Here is a 23845-nt window from a genome sequence, read left to right as displayed (position 1 = left end):
CATTCACTCTATAAAATGCGTCATGACGACACCCGTCTTATCGAACATGAACTCAGTAAGTGGATCGGGATAGCCTTCAGAGAAGACGACCCGCTTAATGCCAGCATTTATTATCAGTCTGGCGCAAATGGAGCAGGGACGGTGGGTTACGTAGATCGTCGACCCGTTTGTCAAAATTCCGAATTTCGCAGCTTGAGACAGGGCGTTCTGTTCGGCGTGAGCCGCGTAACAGATCTCCTGATTCTGACCTGAAGGTATTTTCAGAGCGTCCCTGATGCACTCTGTCTCGTCGCAGTGAGGAAATCCAGAGGGCGGCTGGTTATAGCCCGTGGCGAGAATTCGATTCTCTCTTACGATCAAGGCTCCCACCTTTCTGTGATGACAACTCGACCTCTCCCTCACCTGGTACGCAAGTTTCATGAAGTACGAATCCCAGCTCTCTGTAGGGCTTGTGGATTTATGAACCGAAAAATGATCCAGGAAATCCGAAAGTTCTTCTACAGACATCATCTCAGTCCTTCCAGAAGTTCAATGTGTTTTTTCTCTTCAGCGATGATTTTTTCGAGGGCGTCGGTAGTCTCGCTCTTCACGTTATTCACAAAACTCCTGTAGAAAGCTATGCTCTTCTTCTCGACTTCTATTGCCAGGGCTATGGCCTCGTCATAATCGGAACTGCTCATCGCATCGTGGAGTCTGCCGGAAAAAACAGCTTCCCTGGTCAAGTCCTCCATATATGCCCTTGCGTCGTCCCAATTTACAAGTTCGACGGCCTCTTCCTCGAATCTCTTCAGGAGAGCTCGGAAAGTCTCTGCATGTCTTCTCTCCTGAGAAGAAAGAAAACGAAAGACAGAGCCCTGATTTTCACTATTGGTGCTCTCGGCCAGGTCTCTGTAGAAATCCGCTCCTTCATTTTCGACTCTCAGTGCGATTTCGAGCACCTCATGTGGAGAAAGCAATTTCTATCTCCTCCTTAATATCTAAGAGCTTCTGAAAAACGCTTCTGGAGAAATCCATCCCAGTCTCGTTCAACACCACAACTCCGTTGTCGGGCGAAAGATACTCTCCCAGGTAAAGTCCTATTCTAGAAATCAGGAGTTCGAGAAGCTCTTCGGGATATCCCGAGCGAGACAGATCTACTCCTTCTGCCAATCTAAGCCCCATGAAAAGAGTCTCAAACAATTCCTGTATGACGGTGTTCTCAATAAATTCGCTGACAGGCACCAGATTCCGCCCAATCAGATCATGATAACGGCGCAGGTCACCGGTGTTGACATATCTCTTCCCGTCAAAGTGGCCGCCCGCCGAAAGCCCAAAGCCCAGGTACTGCTCATTACGCCAGTACTTGAGATTATGAAGGCATTCTCTATTATCAACTGCCCACGAAGAGATCTCATATCTCTTGTAGCCCATCTTCCCCAGTGATTCAAGAACCAAGTCGTGAAGCCTTTCGAGGATTTCAGGGTCGGGCAGTTCAATGATAGCATCATGCACCTGACTCATCAATTTAGTTTCGTGATCGGAATCGAAGACGTAATATGAAACATGATCCGGTCCGGTGGCGCCAATAAGTTCCAGATTCGCTCTCACGTTGCTTTCGGCTTCTCCGGGCAGGCCTAAAATGAAATCGAGATTCAAGTTGTCGAACATTTCTCTGCACATGATCAATCTCTGTTTCAGATCGGAAGGTACGGGCCTCTCGCAGATTTCGAGAATGCTCTTCTCAGATGACTGCACACCAACCGATACTCTGTTGAAGCCCATCTTTCTCCATTCTTGGAGACGTTCTCTTTCCAGTTCCCAGGGATTGGCCTCTATGGTAGCCTCTCTTATCTCCGTTCTCAGCGAGCTCTTGAGATGCATGAGCAAATCATTCAACAACTCGACTGGATAAAGCGACGGGGAGCCACCTCCGAAATAGAGCGTTTCGACTGTATCCGAAATCGAATACATCTCTATCTCCCTTTTCAAAGAACGATGATATTCGTCTATGAGCGCCGAGTCATACTGAACGGTGCAGAAGTCGCAGTATGAACATTTTCTGGCACAAAACGGGATATGCACATAGGCGCCCGCACCCATCAGAAAACGAGCCTCATAAAGATCCCGTTCAAACTGAAGTTTGTGACGGAAATTCCCGCGAAAATCGAATCATCGTTTCCAAGTTTCGAGATCAGCATTTGAGCGTCAATTCCACGCAAGCTGACCATCACGGTCGGTGAAAGCATCAGCCTGAGATCACCGGCGGGAACAATAAAATTGCCTGCGAAAGCCAATCCAAGGTCGAATGACAGGTAATTCATTCCTATGCCAATTCCGTATCCGACCTCTCCCAGGGAGTCGTTTGTCTTCAGGTCCACAGTAGCGACAACATTTGTTTCCGCGTTTCTGATCCTCAAACTTCTCTCATACTCTTTCGCATAAAGATACAGGCCGATGTCGTTGAACGAGAAGGAGTCTTCTCGATAGAGAAAGACGCTCAGCCCGCCATTTAGCTGACCCAAGGGAAGCCTCACCCGGTTTCTTACGAGATACTTCATATCGCCAACCGTTGAAAGCTCGAGTTCGAGGGTGGTGTGCGAGAAGACCGGGATCTGATTCGTGTTGGTGACATATCTGACCCCCATGAATAAGCCTTCGTGACTGGCAAGGATCGAGCCTCTGAAAACTCCGTCCCTGGTCTTCAACTTCAGAAAACCCGTTGAAAACTCCTCCCAGTGGTCGACATAGGTCACGCCTACGTAAGGCGTTCCAGAAGCCAACGCCAGAGTCAAGTATATATCTTCGTAGGCCCTGATGTCTGCAGAGACGCTCCACCCTGCGTTATTCAGTTTGATCTGAGTTTCGGCAGAAAGAATCACTACCGAAATCAACAGTAAGAACAGGCATAGACCCTTCTTCAATCTTTAAGCATCCTCCTTGCGATCTCATTCACTTTCGATGGATTCGCCTTTCCTCTGGTAGCCTTCATAACTGCTCCGACAAAATATCCAAGAACGCCTTCCTTCCCGTCTCTGAACTGCTCCACCGCAGAGGGGTTGTCGGTCATCGCCTTTCGCAAAGCATCCTCGATTACTCTGTCATCGTCTATCTGTTCAAGCCCCTTCTCTTTGACTATCTCCAGAGGCGATTTCCTTCCTTCTACAACAAACGGAAAGATATCTTTCGCAATCTTGTTCGATATCTTCCCTTCGTCGATAAGCTCGAAAAGCTCCTTGAAATGCTCAGGGCTCACCCTCACTTCTTCGACTGTGAGCTCCTTTTCGTTCATGAGTCTCATAACCTCTCCCATGATCCAGTTTGAGCTCTCCTTAGGTCTGCGAGTAGTCTGAGCAACTTCTTCAAAGTAAGAAGCTATTTCGCCGTCTGAAGAAAGAACGGTAGCATCGTAACGGGGAAGCGAGTATTGCTTCATGAATCTCTCTATCTTTTCCCATGGGAGCTCCGGGAGATTCGCAGCGATCCTTTCGATTAGATCGTCACTGACAATCAGTTTCGGAAGATCCGGTTCTGGGAAGTAACGGTAGTCGTTTTCCTCTTCCTTCGATCTCATAGAAAACGTTTCTTTGGATGAGAAGCTCCACGATCTCGTCTCCTTGGCCACATCGCCTCCGGATGAAAGGGTTCTGGAAATTCTCTCCTGCTCGAATTCCAGCGCCTTTTCGACAAACTTGAAGGAGTTGATGTTCTTCACCTCTACCCTGTTCGAACTTCTGCCTGCTTCATCGATTATCGAGATATTCGCGTCGCATCGCAGGGCGCCTTTCTCCATATCTCCAGAACAGACTCCCAGCGCTCTAACGGTATCCCTAAGGAGCTCCATAAAGATGCGGGCTTCTGCGGGACTGCGAAGATCGGGCTCTGTTACGATTTCAATTAGTGGAACTCCGCATCTATTGAGGTCAACATAGCTTCCAGATGAGCCGGTAATAGAATCGGTTCCCTGGTGAATCATCTTTCCGGCATCCTCTTCGATATGTATTCTGCGAATCCTGATCTTTCTCTTTTCGTCTCCGTCCTCAAGGTATAAGTAGCCGTTTTCGGCGATGGGAAAGAAGTACTGAGTTATCTGATAACCCTTGGGCAGATCGGGGTAAAAATAGTTCTTTCTGTCAAAGACCGACTGCTTGTTTATAGTGCAGTTCATTGCCAGGCCGGCCATGATGGCAAACTCGACCACCCTCTTGTTGAGAACGGGCAGAGTGCCTGGCTGGCCCGTGCAGACCGGGCAGATCGCCATGTTGGGTTCAAGATCAAAAACATCGGCCCTGCAGCTGCAGAAGGCCTTTGTATCAGTTCTGAGTTGAGCGTGTATTTCCAATCCGATTACAGTTTTGTTCATCACTCCGTCCACCTTTCCGGGAGTACGGCCAGCCCGCTTCTATAAGAGGGAGAGAGATCCTCGACTCCCTTTGCGGCGTCAAGAAGAGAGACGTCGCTAAATCTTCTGCCTGTAAGAAGCACCCCAACAGGCATTTCATCGACCAGCCCTGCCGGCAAAGAGATCGACGGAAGCCCCGCGACATTCGCCGGTATCGTGTAAATATCCATCAAATAATACGTCAGGGGGTCGGTAATCTCGCCAATTTTCGGAGCAATCACGGGAGAAGAGGGATTCAAGATGAAATCGTATTCATCTAGCACTCTGTTCAGTTCTCCGGCCATGACGCTTCTCGTTTTTAAAGCCTTTCTATAATAGGCGTCATAATAAGTCGCGCTTAGGGTGAAGGTTCCAAGAAGAATTCTTCTCTTCACTTCCTTCCCGAAACCTATGTCCCTATTCTTGTTAGTGAGGCTTTCATAGTCTTCCGACGGCACTCTCGGTCCGAATCTAATCCCTTCGTAGCGGGCTAGATTCGAGCTGGCCTCTGCGGGCGCAATTAGATAGTAAGTTGCCACGGCGTACTCGACCGAAGGAATGGAAATCTCTTCCACCTCTGCTCCTGAACGCCTGATATCTTCCACTATTGAAAGGAATCTCTCCTTCACTCCGGAATCGAGGCCGGGATAGTTCAGCATTTCGGAAGGGACCGCCAGTTTCAGCCCCTTGAGATATCCCTTAAGAGACACATCAAAAGATAGCTCTTTTCTGACAGTATTTGAGTCATTACTATCGTGTCCCGATATCATTGACATCACATCTGCGGCATCCTGGGAGCAGCGAGTCATCGGCCCGATCTGATCCAGCGAAGAGGCAAATGCGACGAGTCCGTATCTGGATACGAGTCCGTATGTCGGTTTGAAGCCGACTATACCGCACATGGAAGCCGGCTGTCTTACAGAACCGCCAGTGTCGCTGCCGAGAGCGAACGGAGCAAGCCCCGCAGCTACCGCGGCCGCGCTTCCGCCGCTGCTTCCTCCCGGAATCCGCTCAAGATCCCAGGGATTTCTCGAAGGGCCGAAGGCCGAGTTCTCTGTGGAGGACCCCATTGCGAATTCGTCCAAATTCGTCTTTCCGAGAAGCTTTCCTCCCCTAACGCCGAGCCTTCGGGTCACTGTCGCATCGTATGGAGATTCGTAATTCTCGAGTATTCTGCTGCCGCAGGTTGTTCTGGTCCCGACAGCCAGGATGTTGTCCTTTAGGGCATACGGGAAACCCTGTCTCTTGCCGCCTGACAGGCTGCTTACCTGAAGGAATGCCTTGAGTTCATCGTTGTACTTCATTACTCTCTCTCTATAGAACTCGAAAGTGTCTTCAAGAGATACGATTTCTGAGAGCCTAAGATTCAGGGGATTCTTTGTCACGAAAGCCACCTCCGGATATTCACGACAATTCTAACATTTTCAGAGGACTTCTAACAGCAGAAAGCAACTTCAAATTGAGTAAACGCCCTTCTTTAAATCGAATGCCGTCGACCCGCGTGAGAATTTTGCAGCTGCCAGATGCACTCGTGGTTGCCTTCTAGACTATACAAGGCAAACAAAAGAGAAGTTTTTCGTACTTAGGATCCGCTGTACGCTATGAAGAGCCGTCCTTCGATAGGATCAAAAAAATCACTGTGATTCTTTTGTAGGGGCGAACGGCTGTTCGCCCGAAAAGAAAACCATCAACGGGACGAAATAGGGAGTTTAACAGAACAAGTTGCGAAATCCTGTGCTGAATTCATGCTTCCGGTCAAGATTTGTTCCATTTGACCTTCTCGGAGGACGGTGGACCGTTGACGGACAACGTGGTTTTCATTAGCGTTCAGCGTTCCCTAACAAGCGGTTCTTTCCACCTAACGGTGGAGCCTAAGAACGAATAAAAGATCCTCGCTCATTGACTAAGAACTCTCGTTTTTTCCAATACCCGAGCCGCCACCTTTTACCCCTCGCGCTCCCAATACATCTGGAGGACCAACGTTGATCGTAAGCCAGTAGTCGCCGATCGCCCTGGCTACCACGAGGAATTCATCGAAATCAACCGGTTTGACAAGATAGGAATTGACTCCGCAGTCATAGCAGATCATTCTGTCGCCCTCTTCGCGAGAGGATGTGAGAACAACAACGGGAATTCGCCTTGTGAGTTCATTACTCTTCATTTCATGCAAGACCTCGTGTCCTGAAATCCCCGGCAGTTTAAGATCCAGCAAGACAAGATCAGGCACAGGGAATGCCTCTCGATCTTCGAATTTCCCCCTGCCAAACACATAGTCGAGCGCCGTTTCTCCGGTCTTTGCAATCTCGACTCGGTTCGTGAGTCCTACCTGTCTGAAAGAGTCAACTCAATATCCATCGAATTATCTTCAACTAAAAGTATTAAGGCTTTTTTCAAGTGCTCGCCCCCTTGATTTTAATTGTGAATCTTGCGCCTTTCCCTCGCTCCGATTCGAGAGATACATCTCCCCCCATAAGAGCAACTGATTTCTTGACGATTGCCAGTCCAATTCCGGTCCCGGGATATTCATCGCCGGTGTGCAATCTCTGGAATATATTGAATATCCTTTCATGAAACTTGCTCTCTATTCCGATACCATTGTCTTCAACAGTCAGGTTCACAAAACCGTCTTGCTCATCTGAATAGACTTTTATCGATGGATGCTCTCCACTCTTGTGATAAGTGAGCGAATTTTGAAGCAGATTAGTCAATGCCCTTCTTAGCAGCGAGCGATCCGCGTAGACATTGGGCAGATCTGAGAGGACCTTTACTTCGGCTTCTTCCTCAACTATCCTGCTTTCCAGCGTCGAGAGGCAATCACTTACAATATCATGTAAAGACATTTCCTCCAGTCTCAGCGTCGTTTTTCCAACCCTGGAGTATTCGAGAAGCCTGGTGATCAGCTCCGACATGTCCTCCCCGGCCTTAACGATAGATCCGAGATAGCGACTGCCTTCTTCCGGGAGAAGAGACGAGTAGCGATCGGATACTATCTTTGAAAATCCTCTTATGGCTCTCAGGGGAGCCTTCAGGTCATGCGAAACCGAGTACGCGAAAGACTCTAGTTCCCGGTTTACTTCCTCGAGCTCCTCAGTTCTCTTCCTAACTCTCCTTTCGAGCTCTTCCAGAGTCATTTCTCGCTGAGTAACATCTTCAAACACTACAACAATCTCATCTGCCTTGTGCTTGTAGATGAAATTCTCGGTCCAAAATGTCAGCCTCCCATCGTGATACTCTTTCACCGGATGATGCTGCGAATACCCGCTTTTCCAGACATCAAGTATCCGATCATAAAGCCCTAACTCCGTTACACCTGGAAAGACTGCCCTGACGCTTCTTCCAAGTATCTCCTCGCGGCTTACACCCGTTATCCTGCAACCTGCCGGATTCATGTCTAGAAAAACAATGTCATCGCCGTCATTAACCACTCTGTAGATTGCCACACCTACATTCATATTCTCATACAGCTGTCTGAAAAGAAGCTCGCTTTCATTTAGGGCCAGCTCCATCTTGTGCTGTTCAGTCACGTCCTCAAGGATTGCGAATAGACCTGCAAGATTTCCCTTTTCGTCGTGAATCGGAGCGGTATAGAGCTTCACGACCACTTCCTTTCCGTCCTTCGTGTGCCTCACAAGTCGTGCTCCTCTGACGGGTAGTCCGCCGAGAGTCTCTTCGTTTATCTTCCGATGCTCTTCCCTATGGTTCTCACTTACATAAGGTAAGGGTTTTCCGATCACTTCCGACTCTTTCCAACCGAACATCTTCTCGGCTGCCTCGTTCCATCCCGTTACGTTGTAATCCAGATCGATTGTGACCATAGCAATTGGGCCGGTTTTCACTATCGTCGCCAGTCTCTCGCTCATTACAACGAGTTCCTTCTCGACCGCCTTTCCTCTCTGCCTTGCAATCTGGTCGGTGATCGCCCATCCGATGACCATTGTAGCGAAAGGATAGATAATCATTACTGGCAGAGCAGCGATCGAAAAGAAAGCGTCTCTGCTCTGCTGAGGCAGGAACAGCATGCAAATCAACATGAAGATATGAACAACGACTCCAAGCAGGTACAGTTTCAGAAGGGAATGATCTCCGACCTTCTTCTTAATGAAGTATCTCCAGAAAAGACCCACAGAAACCGAACTGAGAATTGTGCCAATTCCAGGAAGGGCACCTTCGCCCCCCATCATTAGCCGCAGAACGATAGCCATCGAGGCGGCGATTGCAGAAGGAAGAAAGCCGAAAAAGAGCCCGACCAGGCCCAGGACAACAGTTCTCGTGTCGAACACTACCCCTGGCGAGAGCTGCCAGGAGTTCATCATAACGGTCAGGGTTACAAATCCCAGAAGAAGGCCGGAGATAATCTGCCTGGAAGTTAGTCGGCTTGGAATTGATTTGGTATAGAAGACGCTGTACACGACAACCAGAATGATGAGCAACGCCGCATTGTTCAACAGAGCGGTAAAGACTTCTCTTCCCATAGAATTTCCTCCAGCAGGAGTCCCTTCAAGTAGCCCCAAAAATTAGTATATTCTTTTCGCTCTTCAAATCGGGCGATCTGAGAAAGTATATCCTGGGAGTGTCTTATCGATTAACAAAAGAATTAGAAGTATTACCTTCGTAATGCATCATAATTAAATCTACTCAAGAGACCTTTTCGAAATGAGGTGTCTGACGTGCTATTATTTAGTATGTTGTTGGAGGTGATTATGACCAGAATTCCGGTAGATAATGAGCCCCGTTCTGCAACGATCAAAATACTTCTCGTGGAGGATCTGGAAAGCGATGCCGAACTTGCGAAGCTCGAGATCTCGAGAGGGCTTGCAGACTGGTGCGATTCGCTGGAATTTCGGAACGTCGATAACAGGAGGGATTTTCTCGATGCGATCGAGGACTTCAAGCCGGACCTGATAATCTCCGATTACATGATGCCGCTTTTCAACGGCATGGAAGTAATAACACTTACCCTGGAACGAACTCCCGAGACACCGATAGTGATTCTTACGGGTTCTATGAATGAAGAGACTGCCGTAAATTGTATGAAGGCCGGTGCGGCAGACTACGTTATAAAAGAGCATATGACCAGGCTTCCCTTCGCAGTCAAAGAGGCGATCAATAGAAAGAAAGAAGCAGTGCTGAGGAGCGAAGCGGAAAGGGCTCTGGAAGAAAGTGAGAAGAAGTTCAGACTCATAGCGGAGAAGGCCAACGACCTTGTCTACAGGATTGAACTTTATCCGGAGCGGAGATTCTCGTACGTGAGTCCCTCTGCCACGAAGATAACCGGCTACACCCCTGAAGACCATTACTCGAATCCGAATCTTGGTTTCGAGCTGGTGCACCCGGACGATCGAGAAAAACTTGATGCTCTTACGCATCAAGTTGATGAAGCTCCAATTCTGTTGAGATGGATAAAGAAGAGCGGAGAGGTCATCTGGTGCGAGCAGATGAACGTACCTGTTTACGACGGCAACGGTCAACTTATCGCGATCGAAGGTATTGCCCGGGACGTAACAGAGCGTCAGAAAGCGAGTGAGGATCTGAAAGGCGCATTTTATTCAATAGTTAATGTTCTTTCCGACATGCTGAATCTTAAGGATCCATACACTCAGTTCCATGAGAAGAATGTGGCAAAGCTTTCCCTGAAAATAGGCAAGGCAATGGGCCTGGACGAGTTTACACTTGAATCCATTAGGGTCTCGGCAATGGTTCACGACATTGGAAAAATCATCGTCCCCACGGAGCTACTCTCTAAGCCCGGAATCTTGAGCAGTATTGAGTTCGAGATGATAAAGAGACACCCCGAAACGGCATACGAAATCCTTCATGAGGTGGACCTGCCCTGGCCGGTTGCGGAAATAGTGTATCAGCATCACGAGCGACTTGACGGTTCCGGTTATCCCAGGCATCTGAAGGATGGAGAGATCCTGCTGGAAGCTAAGATAATTATGGTAGCCGATGTCTTCGAGGCAATGAGCTCGCACAGGCCATACAGGGCTGCCTTGGGTTTCGAAGCGGCACTTGAAGAAATAAATAAGAATGCTGGAAAGCTTTACGACTCCGACGTCGTGAGAGTCTGCACATCAATAATCGAATCAGGTTTCAAATTCTGAGATTCTTTCCATAGGCGGGATATTCAATGCGCAACTTTGCTTCCTCCAAAACCTCTTGCATCGATTCATTCTTGAATCAAGTCGTCAGATCACGGCTCAGTCTTCTGTTCGGAGTAAAGGGCAATGTGCAAGAATCAATAGCGAAAAAATAGAAGCCGCCTCTAATGGGCGGCAAAGAATAGAAGGTGCTTTCGTGAAAATAAAAGGCGTTCAAATTATAATATCATTTGCCACCCCAAAAACCAATCCATTGTGGAAACCAGTTGATTAAAAGATCAATAAGAATTGATTATGCTATTCGCAATTCTCTCTCCTGATTTACCCTCCACCAGAATTAGAATAGGTTAGAGTATAATAGAATATGTTGGCTTTCATTGGAATAGGAGGGAAGAGAAATGGTAGAGATGGGTGGAACAAAATATTACGACACTAAAGAAGTTTCGGAGATTCTAGACTGCACTCCCTGGACGATTAGAAAATGGATCAACGACGGGACTCTTAAAGCCTCAAAGCTAGGCAAGCGATACTTCATTGACGAATGGACAATACAGAAGAAGCTCGACTGGAGAGAGAAATCCGGGGAAGGTTATTCATCCGGGCCAAACTCAACCGGGAGCAAAAGAAAGCGTATGGATGAAATGAGGAACTCCGGCTGGAAGACTGCGAAGTTTGAAGAGCTTCTCGAAGGAAAGTACGCGATCCTCGATGAAGATGGAATTCGAATCGGGACCCTCGTCAGGGAGCAAGAATAACATACGAGGGAAAAGTGCCGATCAGAACCGCCTGATTCGAAAATCCCTTTATCGCCCATGATCTGAAAAACCTGTGGAAACTAATCCAGGATCCCCTTTCCGTCCTTCATTCAAAAGGTTATCTCAGTACGGGAATCTTGCAGGAAGAGTTACGGTTGAGGGTGAACCTCTAGAGCAAATACCCGGTTGCGTATTTGGATTGGTTGTCGCGGAAGGAAAGTGTCATCTCACTGTGAAACCTATCAGTGAGCACCTGCAAGTCTGTGAACTGAAATTCGGACCAGAAAAGCCCCTAGTCTAGCCTTCCGGAAAAACAAGCAAGCACCAAGCGTAATAGAACAAAATTCAAATTCAATCAGCCCTACGCAAGGTTTACTTTACTGAGATCGTAGAAAATCCCCGGATCGTTCTTCGGTTCCAGAAGCGCCTAGTCGATTTCAAAGCTTACATAAGCAGATCATAGTTAACGTAGTGTAAAAAAGCGAGTCTGTCACGAAGAAACAAAGAAAATAGCAATTCTTTTGTAGGGGCGAACGGCTGTTCGCCCGAAAGAGACCCAATAACGTGATGCCACGCATTTCATTACAGGTTCTAATAGATGGCAGCGTCTGGTAATACTGAAGAACACAACAATCCGTCTGAACTTGCTTCAGCATCTCGATCCTAAGAGCCGCTTTGCGCTTAAAATCAAGGACCCGCTGAGCGCTGTGAAGAGCCGTCCTTGGTCCTTCGGACCATGAACCCGTCCTTCGAGAAGGACCGCTCTTTCCAAGAACAGTTCCTAAGGCTCTTGCCAGACCCTAGACCCCACAACCCTAGACCCGGCTCATACGCTCTCTTCTCGGAGAATGGTGGACCGTTGTTGGTAACATAAACGAATCTGGTGTAACGATATTTCCCGCACAAAGGGCTTTCGTAACTGGTTTTCTTGTCTTGTAATCGTTTTTCCTGCGGTGTAGGGTGTAGTAGGTGCATGGAGGTTCGTCCGTAATTATTTTTCTTGACTTGTGCTAAAATATAACAATAATTCTTGCATTGTAATCATTTTTCCGGAGGCAGCTATGACTGAAAACGATCAGGATAGATCGACTGAAAGACTCGCAGGGTATGCGGCGCTCATCGAGCGATATGACCTAGATGTTATTCTAAATTGGCACAGATCGCTGGTGACTACCAGCGGAATCCGCAGGATCGATTCGAGCGAGGGCATAGTCGAGGAGGTATATCCTCCCAAGTACTGGCCGGGGGATACACTGGGTGATCATCTTGAATTTGCGCTTAAATACGACGGGACGAATCTCGCGATACTCGCCAGCCTATTTCAGGTAGTTGCAGAGGAAGACTTTCTCCAATATGTCCGCTCCAGACCAACCGGCAAATATGCCAGGCGGTTGTGGTATCTTTACGAGTTTCTTACCGGGAAAATGCTTCCTCTCGATGACTTGAAGCAGGGTAACTACATTGATCTGCTTGAGCCGGATGAATATTACGCGCTCAACAGGGCCCGCCGGATTCGTCGTCAGCGGATCAACGACAATTTGCTGGGTGACCCAAGATTTAGTCCAACGGTTCGCCGCACTGAAACCCTTCGAAACTTTGAAGCAGCCAATCTTCCCAGGCGATGCCGAACGGTGGTGTCCAGTTATTCCCCGGAGTTACTGAGGAGGGCACTCGGTTATCTGTACACCAAGGAGACAAAATCCTCTTTTGAGATCGAACACATTAAGCCCACATCGACCAGAACCGAGCGATTTGTGGCTCTACTTCAGCTGGCCGAGCAGGAAGACTTTTGTGAAAAACCGCGCTTGATCGAACTTCAGAATCGCATTGTCGATCAACGATTTCGCGATTACGATTACCGGACGAGCCAGAACTATGTAGGAGAAACAATCGCCTGGCAGAGGGAAAGGATACATTTCATGTGTCCAAAGCCTGAGGATTTGGCTGACATGATGGAGGGTCTAATAACTGCCCATAAGCGCATGGACGCGAGCGATGTGTCGCCCGTAGTTCACGCCGCAGTTATCTCCTACGGGTTCGTTTTCTTGCATCCTTTCCAAGACGGCAATGGTCGAATCCACCGTTTTCTGATCCACAACATCCTTGCCCGCCGGGGCTTCACTCCCAAAGGCGTCATGTTTCCCATATCGGCATCGATGCTGAAGAACCCTGACGTCTATGACGCTTCTCTAGAAGCGTTCTCCAGGCATATTATGGCCCTGGTGGAATACTCGCTCGATGAAGAAGGACGCATGACCGTTCACAACGATACTGCCAAGTGGTACCGGTATATCGATATGACGCCCCAGGTGGAGGCACTCTTCAAATTCATCGATCAGACCATCGAGGTGGAACTCACCCAAGAATTGGCGTTTCTAGCCAATTACGATGAGACAAAGAAAGCGATCCAGGAGATCGTGGATATGCCCGACCGGTTGATAGACCTCTTCATTCGCTTCTGCCTGCAAAACAATGGCAGACTTTCGGCACAGAAACGCAAGAGTCACTTTGACTTTCTGTCGGACGAGGAAATCGCCCATATGGAGCAGGCGGTTCTTGCAGCCTACGGCGACAAGACCTCGAACGCTGATTGATGGCGCCCCTGCACAACTCCTGCCGATAGACGACACGCATGCCGGTCCTTAGACCTTCGTCACAAATCATGGACCAGTCCTTCGAGAAGAACGGTTCTTCGTTCCGACGCTACGCGTCCAGGTTATTCGTTAAGGGCCACGAGATAAAGAGAGAGCACGAGACGGAGGAGATGAGATCCCGTACAGGAGCACTACGGGATGACAATCTTAGTTGATTCTGTAGGGGCGAACGGCTGTTCGCCCGAAAGAGACTGAAGAACACAACAATCCGTCTGAACTTGATTCAGAATCTCGATCTAAGATCAGTTGCAAGTTCTCAGTTCCAAGTTGCAAGCATAAGAACCGCTGTGGGCTTAAGAGCGGAGAACCCGCTGAGCGCTAAATGATCCGCTTATTGGAAGACGCTGATGGCTGAGCGTTGTGAAGAGCAGACCTCGTTGTCTTTCCCAGATCATGGACCCGTCCTTGGATAAGATCGACACCTGGATCCCGAAATAAATTTGGGATGACAAAGTGAGGGAGATCAGAAAAGTCGCTACGGAAATGACAGCGCTTTGGTCCCCGAAAGTGTCACTTTTCGTCTGAACTCGTTTCAGCATCTCGCTTTTGACGATAAACTTGGAATTGAACTCAAGTAAACCATGGTGGTATAATATTTCTGCATTGGGGTGTCCCCGTGGGCGGAGCAGGAAATAGGCTCCGTTTTTTTCTTTTTGTGTATAAGAATTCCCTCACAGTGTTTTTGTCTTCGATTTCTCGTTCGGTGTGAAAAATGGAGTCTGACCCTGTTCTATTCGAAACCGAAATCCCAGGATAATTTCTGGATGACAGAGCAGCTCATAAAAAAGACTCTTTAAGAAATGCTCCCTGAACTGGAGTATTACTCCGTTTTTAATACGATCTAGATCCAGGCGAGCACTTTTCCCGGGGACATCATGAAGGGAGCTAGACACGCTTGGATATCGCTCATTGGAAGCACTTCGTCTGATATCTCAATCCCAAGCTTTTGTTTCATGAAGTCTCTTCTTGACTCAAAACGAGCGCTCGTATTCGGAAATTTCTTTCTTAACTCGTTTCTCAGTGACTCGTCTGCCAACACAAGACCATCTTCTACATGCACTCCAAAAAGCGGTGATCCAGGTGCAGAGATGATGTCACATTGAATTGCCATCCCCGAGTGCAGTATATCCCGAGATCCATCGTAGAATGGGGAATTTAGCCACTCATCGTTGTGAATTAGATGACCGGGGTTTAGACTTACTCCATTGTCAGGATTTTCCACGAACTCCTTTACGGTATTATAGACTGAGTTTCCATCAGTTCCAATTTTCAGAGATTCATACCATTTTGTCATCATCTTAAAATATGGAAAGTAAAGTTCTTGGAGAATGTTCGATGCAGAATATGGAAAGTGTTTCTCATCTTCCGCAGCGAGACCGGCTCTTGCAATATTTGCTCCCCATACTCCGTATCCGAAGTTTATATATTCACCCAAGTCTAGTTTTCTAAAGGGTGAGGGTGAACTCAATCCTAGAAGAGCGTTCTTCCCGAAGCCAACTGTTATATGGCATGATAATGGCGGAAACCCTGCGTAAGCAAGAAGCCCGGCTGCCTCGTATTCTGAGATCCCTTCTCTCAGACCAAGCAAAAGTCTACGGACCCCTGAGTAAACGATACAGGATGCACTCTCGAATGCGGCTATATCTTCCGCACTCAGAAAAGTCCTCAACCCCCTTTCCGGGTGCATAAATATATCCGTCTGATTAACAACATTCTCGTATCCTGCTAAAGATCTAACTACATCGGTTATGAAACTAGGAACATCTATCTTATATGACGGGGAATGAAATTCCTTCTCTTCAAAGTATTTCGTTCCAACAAGACCTATCTTCGAACCCTTTTTAATTCCAGTGTCTTTTAAGACAGATTCCAGTGAATCGCTTTTGTCTCTTGGCTGTCCCATCAAACTGAATGTCTGGAAGAGCACTATTTCAGCCGGAAGTTTAGCAATATCTTTATATCCAAGACCTTCGTTTCCAACAAGCAAATAAGGGGTTCCTCTTTTGGGGACTACGAGAATAGACTCTTCGAAACGCGGGTCGTAGCCAGTTAAATAGTGAAGATTTGCAAAATGCTCTCTGTCACCATAAATTACTAGAAAATCTAGCTTCCTCTCTTCCATGGCAATTCTCACAAGATTTAGCCTGTCCTGATACTTAAGCGCAGTGATTTCAACATAATTGTCGATGGTCTTATCCTCTGGTAGCTCTATTTCCACTATTCTTATTTTCTTCACTAATCTACCCCCATTCGGTTTTTGTTAATCAATCGAGTTTGATGCTAAGTGTTGGCATGAAATGACCGTTATGAGATATTCCTGCGTTACCATCTCTGTCGAGAGCGATTACCCCACACGGGAATCCCCGTCTTGAACATATATCTACGACTTTTGAACACGCTTCTTGAATGGGTGTACCATTCTCTACCATGTCTACTACTTTTCTGGTTACGCCTACTCTGATAATCCCTTCACCAATTCCTGTTGCTGAGGAACCTCCATAAAAGGTTGCAAAAGTCCCTGCACCAATAATCGCAGAATCACCCACTCTTCCAGGAAATGCTTTTGCAATTCCTCCCGTTGAAGTGCCTGCAACGATGTATCCTTTTGAATCTATAGCAACGGCCCCTACAGTGGAAAACAGCTTGTGTTCTTTGAGCCTTTCTGTATACTCCAAAATGAAATTCCTGAATTCTTCTGGAAGCTTAGTGATTTCTCTTTGATCAACATTTCCGTGCTGTTCTTCCGGACTAATTTCACGAAAACCCGAAATACGCGCAAATATCTCCGCGCCTTTACCACATAGAAGAAGATGTGGCATTTCCTCCATAACTTTTCTTGCTACACTAATAGGATGAGCGATATTCCTGATTCTTATCACTCCGCCTGCCGACTCATTGCTATCCATGATTGCAGCATCCATTTCAATCTCCCCAATCATGTTGCTGAAAGAGCCAATGACTCCTGCGTCAAAGTGAGGATTGTCCTCCAAGTTTTTTATCACGTGCTCAACAGCATCGAGAGCAGAGTCCATTTCCTTGAGAATCAGCAAACCTTCCTGAAACGCATCTCTTACCCCGGAAAGACGGGCTCTCTTTTCCTCATCAGGTAAGAACCCCTCATCACATCCTCCATGTACAACAAGCGCTTTCATTTTCTACTGTGACCTCCTGTGTTCTAGAAGAGACCTAATCTTCAGTTGAATTCGATTTTCTGGAGAAACCTCATTATTCTTTCGTTGTTTGAACTGAAAAAATCCTCAGTATTCTGATCAGCCAAGACTTTCCCATTCTCAAGAAACACCACCCTGTCAGCGACTCTTCTTGCAAAGGACACTTCATGAGTCACAACAAGCATGGTCGTACCTTCTCGCGCTATTCGCTCAATAACTTCCAGGACTTCGGATGTCATCTCCGGGTCCAAGGCAGAAGTTATTTCATCAAGAAGAAGGGCGCTTGGTTCCATGATCAAAGCCCTTGCTATAGCGACCCTTTGCTGCTGGCCACCTGAAAGTTGTGAAGGATAACTCTTTATCTTCTCGCTGAGTCCTACCATTTCAAGAAATCTCACTGCTTTCTCCTGCGCTTTCTTTTTCTCAATTCCCAGAACGTGGATGGGGCTCAGCGTAACATTTTCGAGGACGTTAAGATGAGGGAATAGATTGAACTGCTGAAAAACCATTGAACACTTCTCTCTTATCTCCCTAACATTCTTCTTTTCGTTTATGGATAATCCATCAACAACGATATCACCGCCATCTATTTTCTCAAGACCATTTATGCAACGTAAAAGTGTGCTCTTGCCTGCACCGCTTTGACCCATTATTACGGTGACTCCTTTATCAAAATCAATGCTTAATTTATTCAGTACATTTGTGCTACCGAATGATTTGCTGACATTGCGAACTTGAATCATGTGCTGCCTCCTCAACCTATCTTTCCATAGGACTTAACTCGGGATTCGGCGTATCTGGCGAATTTGGATATTGGAAAAGACAGAGCAAAATACAGGACTGCGACAATCGACCATATGAGAAATGGTCTGTACGTTCGGAGAGTAAGCATATATCCAACTCTTGTAAGATCAACGAAACCAATAAGAGAGACAAGAGAGGAAACCTGTAACTGATTGACGCAAAGCCCTACAAAGGAAGGAATGAATACTCGAATGGCTTGAGGAACAATTACAAGTCTGAATGTCTTCCAGTAATTCATCCCCAGCGAGTAGGCGGCTTCCCACTGCCCTTTTTCAACGGACCTGATGGATGCATCGACAATTACTGCAGCAAATGCGCTCGTATTTATTCCAAGAGTCCAGACAGCGGCCTGAAAAGCTGATGGGCTGAAATCGGTTACCATCGCAATGCCATAGTAAGCAAAGAAGAGTTGCGCAACCAGTGGCGAATTCCTTATCGGTTCTATGTACACTAACAGCAGTTTACTCAGAACGGGTATCTTCAGGCTTCTCAGTAATCCAATGAAAAACCCGACAACAAGACCTATTGCGATTGCCAGAAGGGTGACCGTAATTGTCATTCCCATCCCCTTCAAAAGAAGCAAAGCGTCATAACTAGTTAGTTTTGGAAATATATATTGTTCCACAATTCAACCCTCCGATTTGTGTCTTAGGAGATTCCCTTGCTTATGAATTTTCTGTCTACAAAATGAATGAGTCCGGAGAGAGAGAACGTCAATACACAATACAGAACTAGTATCGTCAAGTATATTTCAAATGGTCTGAAGGTATTTGAAGACAGAGTCATCGCATTACTCATCAGTTCGTTAGCTGTAATTGACACAGCAACGGAAGTTGTAAGTATCAAGTTAATAAAATTGCTTCCAAGCGGTTTGAACGTCACTCTTAATGCATTAGGAATGATTATCAGACGTACAATTTGAAACTTCGTGAATCCTAGTGATTCAGCTCCTTCAACTAATCCCTTATTTATTGAGATAATACCCGCTCTGATAATTTCACTGTTATAAGCCGCGTTGTTGATTCCTAAAGCAATAATAGCCGTTGTCACCGGCTCTGTTGAAATTCCCAACTCAGGCAGTCCGAAGTAGAAAAAGAACAACTGAACAAGAAATGGAGTGTTTCTGAAGAATTCGACATATGCTATCGCTATGCTTGAAAAGAGTTTATTCTTTGAGATCCTCATGAAAGCTACTACAAGGCCAATAAAGAAACCTATTATTAAAGAGAAAACCGAAATATAGAACGTCATCTTGAGCCCTTCGAGCAAGAAGTCAAGATTGTTGAAAATAACTCTGAAATGTAAGGTCAACAGTAGCCCTCCAATACAAATCAAATCTGCTCTCTTACATTAATCTGGGACTCAACTCCCGCAAATCCTTGAGGGAGTTGAGTCGCCAATAACAAATGCGAGATCTACCAGATGTAAGCGAGTTCTGCAGTCGGCAGAACACCCCACCACTTCTTGTATAGTTCTGCCTGCTGACCGGTGCTAATAAACTGCGAAACAAACATATCTATCCATCTCAAGAGATCAGGATTTCCTTTCTGTACACCAATACCTATAGGATCAGAAGTGTACAGTTTAGGCATCGCGGTGAATTCATCATACTGACCGGCCATGTAGTCAACTAATGTTCCATCTTCGATTGCTGCTTCAACTTTGTTCTGCCTTAGCAGAAGAATCGCGTTAGTAAACTCTTCAATGTAGACAAATTCGGTGTCTGGGGCCATCTTTTTTACAAGCGCTTCACCTGTCGTTCCTCTGCCAATTGCGACCTTTCTCCCATTGAAATCCTCTATGCTCTCGATATCGCTACCGGTTCTAACAAGGATTTTTATGCCGGTTCTAAGATAAGGCATTGAGAAATCTACCGACTTTGCCCTCTCGAGATTTGCTGTCATGTTGGCAATTACAAGGTCAATTTTGTCAGACATCAGCATAGGTATTCTTGTGGCACCTGTTACTTCAACTATTTCTAGTTCCACACCTAAAGCTTCTGCAATTAGAGTGGCAACATCGACATCATAGCCCATAGGCTCATTTTTCTCATTCCTGAAGCCTATTGGGGGTCCACCAAGCGCTATCCCAACAACAATTTTCCCCTCTTGTAGAATCTTGTCAAGTTTGTCCGCACCCATTATCGTACCTGCAAAAATCACGCTTAGAATCAACAATACAATCAATACTTTCTTCACAATTTTCCCCTCCTTGGATTTTTGGTGTTAGCAACTCGATCAAGACAGCAGATTATCGCCTCCTTTCAGTAATTCTCGCTATCTGGATGGCTCGCAACAGGATTCTCTTTTCACTAGCAAGGGCGGCAGAACAACATGCTTTTTCGAGTCAGGAGCGCTCCTCGCAGTGATTCTCCTTAGTATTTCATTCGCGGCCATACGACCAAGCTTTTCTAGAGGCTGACTTACTGAGGTTAGCTTTGGCCTCACTACCCTTGACATTTCTGTGTCGTCATATCCAATCAAAGAGATGTCTCTCGGAATAGTAAGCCCAGCTTCTTCAACTGCCTCCATAGCGCCAATTGCCATGTGATCATTCGCACAAAAAACAGCTGTTGGTGGTTCAGGAAGGTTCAGAAGAGTTTTCATTCCTTCCCTACCTGATTCAATATTCCAGTCACCCTCGACAACGTAATCTTCTCGGAACATAACTCCGATTTCTTTCAAAGAAGCAACATAACCATTGAATCTATCTACCGCATTATATGCGTGAAAGGGCCCGCCAATGTGGGCGATTTTTCTGTGACCAAGTGTGGCCAGATAATTCACAACATCATTTGCTCCCTTGTAATTGTCTATTTCAAAAGAACTAAGTGTATCACTCAGCTTCTTGTTGATCGTAATTATTGGCAAGAAGGCGTCGAGACTTTCGAGAAAAGAGTAGTCTGATTCATCAATTATTAGTATCAGCAGTCCGTCAGCGCTACTGCTCTGAGCATGGCTAATAATGTTGTTTTCTCTCTTCTTGCCGTCCAGATCAATGAATTCAAAAGAGAACTGATAATGCTTTTCAGACAGAGTTAAACTAACTCCCTTAAATATCGGATTGTAGAAGAGCCAGCTAGAAGGTATTAACCAACCAGAGTATTCTGTAGCTTTCCCCATCATAAACAGGGACACTGTTTCACTAGTTCTTTTTGAGAGTCTCCTGGCGAAAGAATTCGGAGTGTAGTTGTGTTCTGCAGCCAGCTTGGTAATGAGTTCTACAGTCTTGGCGGCAACCTTCGGATTGCCGTTAAGCGCCAAAGAGACTGTTGCCTTTGAAACATTTGCTTCCCTTGCTAAATCTTCCAGTCTGGTTTTTATCACTCTCTTTGCTTTCTCTTCCAAGGAATACTCCTTTCAGAGGTATTTTAAACCGGTTTAAATTTCGCGATTAACAAGATTGGATCTTGATATGGTTCGGGATTCTTTTAGACAGTAACCTCGGTTTCACTAATAGCCAAACATTCAACCATTGATTTTAACCGGTTTAAATACTCTTCAAAACACACGTACCATTCGTAATTGCAATTATTATTGAGAGTCGAAGTAACAACTAGGAGAGGCGACATCTATTTCAAACCCATTTTAAGATGATAACAGTTACAAACTCAATCACCAAAGCTAAAGAACCACCCTCTTCTTTGGGCTCACGTGATAGGGCATAACTATTGACAATTATTCGTGTTTTTTGCCTGATTTGACCTTCACTTGTTTGAGGAATTACATTAGTGATTACTCAAGAGTCTAGGCTTGCATAATCAAATTTGAAATAACGTTTCTAGTCTGCTAACGCATGCGGAGTCTTAGAAAAAAATGTAGAAAAACTGAGATGGACTGAATGAAACTGAGCTGCAATGTAAAAACCTCTACATTCCTTCATCTGAACTTGTTCCAGAATCTCGTTTCTAGGAACTGCTGTGCGCTAAAAAACGGAAAACCCGCTGATCGCTGTAATGGTCGTTATCCTTTGACCGTTCAAGAGCAAGGACCCGTTCGCCGAAAAGAGCAGCCGAGAAAGTGCGTTGTCGAGACGTTTACTGCACTCACGAGAAGGCGAGTCTGGCCAGGCGAAGCCTGACTGACCTGCGTTAGCAGACTGGCTCTTGGATGCTTACAACAACTCTTTGTGAAGGGCTGTCATCCCGTAATGTTCCTATACGGGATCTCACTCTTGCTAGGCTCTAGACCCCAGACCCCAGACTCCAGAGCCCTCTTAATTTCATCATCTGAACTCGTTTCAGCATCTCGCTTTTGACGATATACTTAGAATTGAACTCAAGTAAACCATGGTGGTATAATATTTCTGCATGGGGGTGTCCCCGTGGGCGGAGCAGGAAATAGGCTCCGTTTTTGTTTTCTTCTTTTATCAAGACAACCACATACATTCTAATCAATGAGCTCTACAGTTTGAGAGTAAGGCCAAATTCCATCAGCAAAACGCCTCTTTTAGAACGTTTGGAATCAAAGCCCTGCAATTGATACAATGCCATTTTTGTTTTTTGCAATCTTATTTCTCAAGATTAGACTATTGCCTTTGTTACACTGAATTCAAGATGGTAAAGACAGAATCCCCATCTATTCCAGAAATCCACTCTGCTAAAGTCTTAATCCAACAACACTATATTGACGACATTAGTAATTTGAAGTAACGGTGATATGATCTAATTTGAAAGGTATAAACAAATACTTTCTTAACGGGTGGTTTGGGATTTCAATGAAACTGGGGGGTGTTAGTCTTGCGCAAAGGGATTAAGACACTTTTTGGACTACTTATCGTTGTTAGTATCATACTATCAGGATGCATAGTTACTTCTCCTGTAAACCTCGGGCAATGGGTTCTGAAGGATTACTGGCAGCATTATATTCTTTCGGAGCATTATTACACTTATTCCTATTCGCTCTACCCAGGTTACTACTGCGATAATGTCAAGATCGTTGTCAGTTGCTCTAAAGCTCCCAGTTATGGTTTTGAAGTATAGATAATGACTCAGACTCAGTTCAATAACTTCGTTAATTCGAATGTGGTGAGTGTTGCTGACCACTTCACAGTCTATACAGGCAATTACACATTCTATTCCAGTGCAATGTCACCAGGAGGAACTTACCGGATCGTGATTGACAATACTGATTATGGATGGGTAGATACTAATTGGGATGGTTATGACGACTAGTGCAGATTTGATGCAAACATCTATTTCCACATCAACTGAAATGCTTTGATTTCCAGGCGTTTAATCCTGAAAATCCCGTCTAATTACCTAACCCTCCAAAACATGGCACAGAAGAGCCGGGAAGTTCTAAGGCACAAGGAGGTTCAAAATGAAAAAAGCTCTTTCGGTAGTACTTTTAGTAACTCTTCTAACGGGAAGTATGCTGGCAGGCTTTACTATGTACGATGCAATGGCTCTAGGAAATTATCACGGATCCAAAGATGCAGATAATGCCGGCTTCTTTGGAGCTGTGATACTGGGTACACTGTCCGCCATATTTGTGAACACTGGTTCAAAATCCCTCCCGGCAAACAGGGTCGCTTACATCAACAGCCTCACAGATGATCCAGAGGCAATCGCTGCATACGAGGAAGCTTATTCGTTTGCCTATTCTAATCGAATAGCAGGTAATACCTGGAGAGGATATGTAATTACCTCAGTTATTAGCTCTGTAATTGCAGTTATTACTCTGTTAATGGGAGCGTCAACCTAACAAGAGGAAAGTGCAAAGAAGCATATCGCTTAATTCTGCTTCTGCCTCGGAAAAGTGAGAACCGACGGTTTCCTATTGGAGGGGCAGGACCTATTCAACAATCCATTCTGTAATCACATCACGCAGAGTCCTATGAAATAGCAATTTTGGCGAACGTTGTTTATTTTAAGTACTCTGCAGCTCTTTATTAGAGAACGGGCGTTTTTTCTTGAGAATTGGAGTCAGATTCTCTACGGGCTCTCGAGGCCTTCTCGAATGTAATCGCTTTTTCTCTTAAACTCAACTTTGACAGCATGAAATCT

Annotated in this window: 20 protein-coding genes and 1 pseudogene; 6 read left to right on the top strand and 15 right to left on the bottom strand. The window is 45.9% G+C overall.

Going from position 1 to position 23845, the window contains the following annotated elements:
* Positions 1–3: 3 nt before the first annotated feature.
* The 8 genes and pseudogenes from B3K42_RS13365 to B3K42_RS13330 all read right to left on the bottom strand — a co-directional run bounded on the left by B3K42_RS13365 (position 4) and on the right by B3K42_RS13330 (position 8829).
* Entirely contained in the window at positions 4–507 is a 504-nt protein-coding gene (locus tag B3K42_RS13365) for a deoxycytidylate deaminase (RefSeq protein ID WP_110990216.1), read from the bottom strand.
* Complete coding sequence (locus B3K42_RS13360) at positions 507–956, bottom strand: ferritin family protein (RefSeq protein WP_110990205.1); 450 nt, start codon at positions 954–956, stop codon at positions 507–509. The genes B3K42_RS13365 and B3K42_RS13360 overlap by 1 nt, the downstream gene beginning before the upstream one ends.
* Positions 940–2079 carry a radical SAM family heme chaperone HemW gene (gene hemW, locus B3K42_RS13355; protein WP_110990206.1) on the bottom strand — a complete coding sequence of 380 codons (1140 nt, stop codon included), beginning with the start codon at positions 2077–2079 and terminating at the stop codon, positions 940–942. The genes B3K42_RS13360 and hemW overlap by 17 nt, the downstream gene beginning before the upstream one ends.
* A complete protein-coding gene (locus tag B3K42_RS13350) occupies positions 2079–2900 on the bottom strand; it encodes a hypothetical protein (protein WP_110990207.1) in 822 nt (273 codons plus the stop codon). Before B3K42_RS13350 ends, hemW begins: the two co-directional genes overlap by 1 nt.
* Positions 2897–4342, bottom strand: coding sequence for an Asp-tRNA(Asn)/Glu-tRNA(Gln) amidotransferase subunit GatB (gene gatB / locus B3K42_RS13345; RefSeq protein ID WP_181419039.1), 1446 nt, complete (start codon positions 4340–4342; stop codon positions 2897–2899). The genes B3K42_RS13350 and gatB overlap by 4 nt, the downstream gene beginning before the upstream one ends.
* Positions 4339–5742, bottom strand: a complete 1404-nt coding sequence (gatA, locus tag B3K42_RS13340) for an Asp-tRNA(Asn)/Glu-tRNA(Gln) amidotransferase subunit GatA (protein ID WP_110990209.1) — start codon at positions 5740–5742, stop codon at positions 4339–4341. Before gatA ends, gatB begins: the two co-directional genes overlap by 4 nt.
* Before the next feature lie 518 nt (positions 5743–6260).
* Positions 6261–6712 (bottom strand): annotated as a pseudogene (locus B3K42_RS13335) (response regulator).
* Between the two features lie 35 nt (positions 6713–6747).
* Positions 6748–8829, bottom strand: a complete 2082-nt coding sequence (locus B3K42_RS13330) for a PAS domain S-box protein (protein ID WP_110990210.1) — start codon at positions 8827–8829, stop codon at positions 6748–6750.
* 228 nt (positions 8830–9057) lie between these two features.
* Here B3K42_RS13330 and B3K42_RS13325 point away from each other — a divergent pair, with 228 nt between their 5' ends.
* The 3 genes from B3K42_RS13325 (at position 9058) to B3K42_RS13315 (ending at position 13804) form a co-directional block, all read left to right on the top strand.
* On the top strand, positions 9058–10458 hold the full coding sequence (locus B3K42_RS13325; RefSeq protein WP_110989680.1) for an HD domain-containing phosphohydrolase: 1401 nt from the start codon (positions 9058–9060) through the stop codon (positions 10456–10458).
* 395 nt (positions 10459–10853) lie between these two features.
* Positions 10854–11210 (top strand): helix-turn-helix domain-containing protein, encoded by a 357-nt coding sequence (locus B3K42_RS13320; protein WP_110989681.1) that lies wholly within the window; start codon positions 10854–10856, stop codon positions 11208–11210.
* A 1061-nt stretch (positions 11211–12271) separates the two neighbouring features.
* Positions 12272–13804, top strand: a complete 1533-nt coding sequence (locus B3K42_RS13315; RefSeq protein WP_181419016.1) for a Fic family protein — start codon at positions 12272–12274, stop codon at positions 13802–13804.
* A gap of 901 nt (positions 13805–14705) precedes the next feature.
* Here B3K42_RS13315 and B3K42_RS13310 read toward each other — a convergent pair.
* From B3K42_RS13310 to B3K42_RS13280, 7 genes are all read right to left on the bottom strand, one after another.
* Complete coding sequence (locus B3K42_RS13310) at positions 14706–16100, bottom strand: aminopeptidase P family N-terminal domain-containing protein (RefSeq protein WP_110989682.1); 1395 nt, start codon at positions 16098–16100, stop codon at positions 14706–14708.
* Between the two features lie 28 nt (positions 16101–16128).
* Positions 16129–17016 (bottom strand): isoaspartyl peptidase/L-asparaginase family protein, encoded by an 888-nt coding sequence (locus tag B3K42_RS13305; protein WP_110989683.1) that lies wholly within the window; start codon positions 17014–17016, stop codon positions 16129–16131.
* A gap of 41 nt (positions 17017–17057) precedes the next feature.
* The gene (locus B3K42_RS13300) at positions 17058–17777 is read right to left on the bottom strand and encodes an amino acid ABC transporter ATP-binding protein (protein ID WP_110989684.1); all 720 of its coding nucleotides are present in this window, start codon (positions 17775–17777) and stop codon (positions 17058–17060) included.
* 11 nt (positions 17778–17788) lie between these two features.
* Positions 17789–18463, bottom strand: a complete 675-nt coding sequence (locus B3K42_RS13295) for an amino acid ABC transporter permease (RefSeq protein WP_110989685.1) — start codon at positions 18461–18463, stop codon at positions 17789–17791.
* Positions 18464–18486: 23 nt separating this feature from the next.
* A complete protein-coding gene (locus B3K42_RS13290; protein ID WP_110989686.1) occupies positions 18487–19149 on the bottom strand; it encodes an amino acid ABC transporter permease in 663 nt (220 codons plus the stop codon).
* 104 nt (positions 19150–19253) lie between these two features.
* On the bottom strand, positions 19254–20036 hold the full coding sequence (locus B3K42_RS13285) for a transporter substrate-binding domain-containing protein (protein WP_110989687.1): 783 nt from the start codon (positions 20034–20036) through the stop codon (positions 19254–19256).
* Between the two features lie 78 nt (positions 20037–20114).
* Positions 20115–21185, bottom strand: coding sequence for a LacI family DNA-binding transcriptional regulator (locus B3K42_RS13280; RefSeq protein WP_110989688.1), 1071 nt, complete (start codon positions 21183–21185; stop codon positions 20115–20117).
* Positions 21186–22576: 1391 nt separating this feature from the next.
* Here B3K42_RS13280 and B3K42_RS13275 point away from each other — a divergent pair.
* From B3K42_RS13275 to B3K42_RS13265, 3 genes are all read left to right on the top strand, one after another.
* The gene (locus B3K42_RS13275; protein ID WP_258367080.1) at positions 22577–22819 is read left to right on the top strand and encodes a hypothetical protein; all 243 of its coding nucleotides are present in this window, start codon (positions 22577–22579) and stop codon (positions 22817–22819) included.
* A 3-nt stretch (positions 22820–22822) separates the two neighbouring features.
* Positions 22823–23011: a hypothetical protein gene (locus B3K42_RS13270; RefSeq protein ID WP_258367081.1), complete on the top strand. Its 189-nt coding sequence runs from the start codon at positions 22823–22825 to the stop codon at positions 23009–23011.
* Positions 23012–23159: 148 nt separating this feature from the next.
* On the top strand, positions 23160–23543 hold the full coding sequence (locus B3K42_RS13265) for a hypothetical protein (protein ID WP_110989690.1): 384 nt from the start codon (positions 23160–23162) through the stop codon (positions 23541–23543).
* The last annotated feature ends 302 nt before the right edge of the window (positions 23544–23845 follow it).

It is taken from the genome of Mesotoga sp. UBA6090 (assembly GCF_002435945.1).
Classification (GTDB): Bacteria; Thermotogota; Thermotogae; order Petrotogales; family Kosmotogaceae; genus Mesotoga.
Note: the sequence above shows the minus strand (reverse complement) of the source record. Positions and strands in the feature narration are given on the sequence as shown.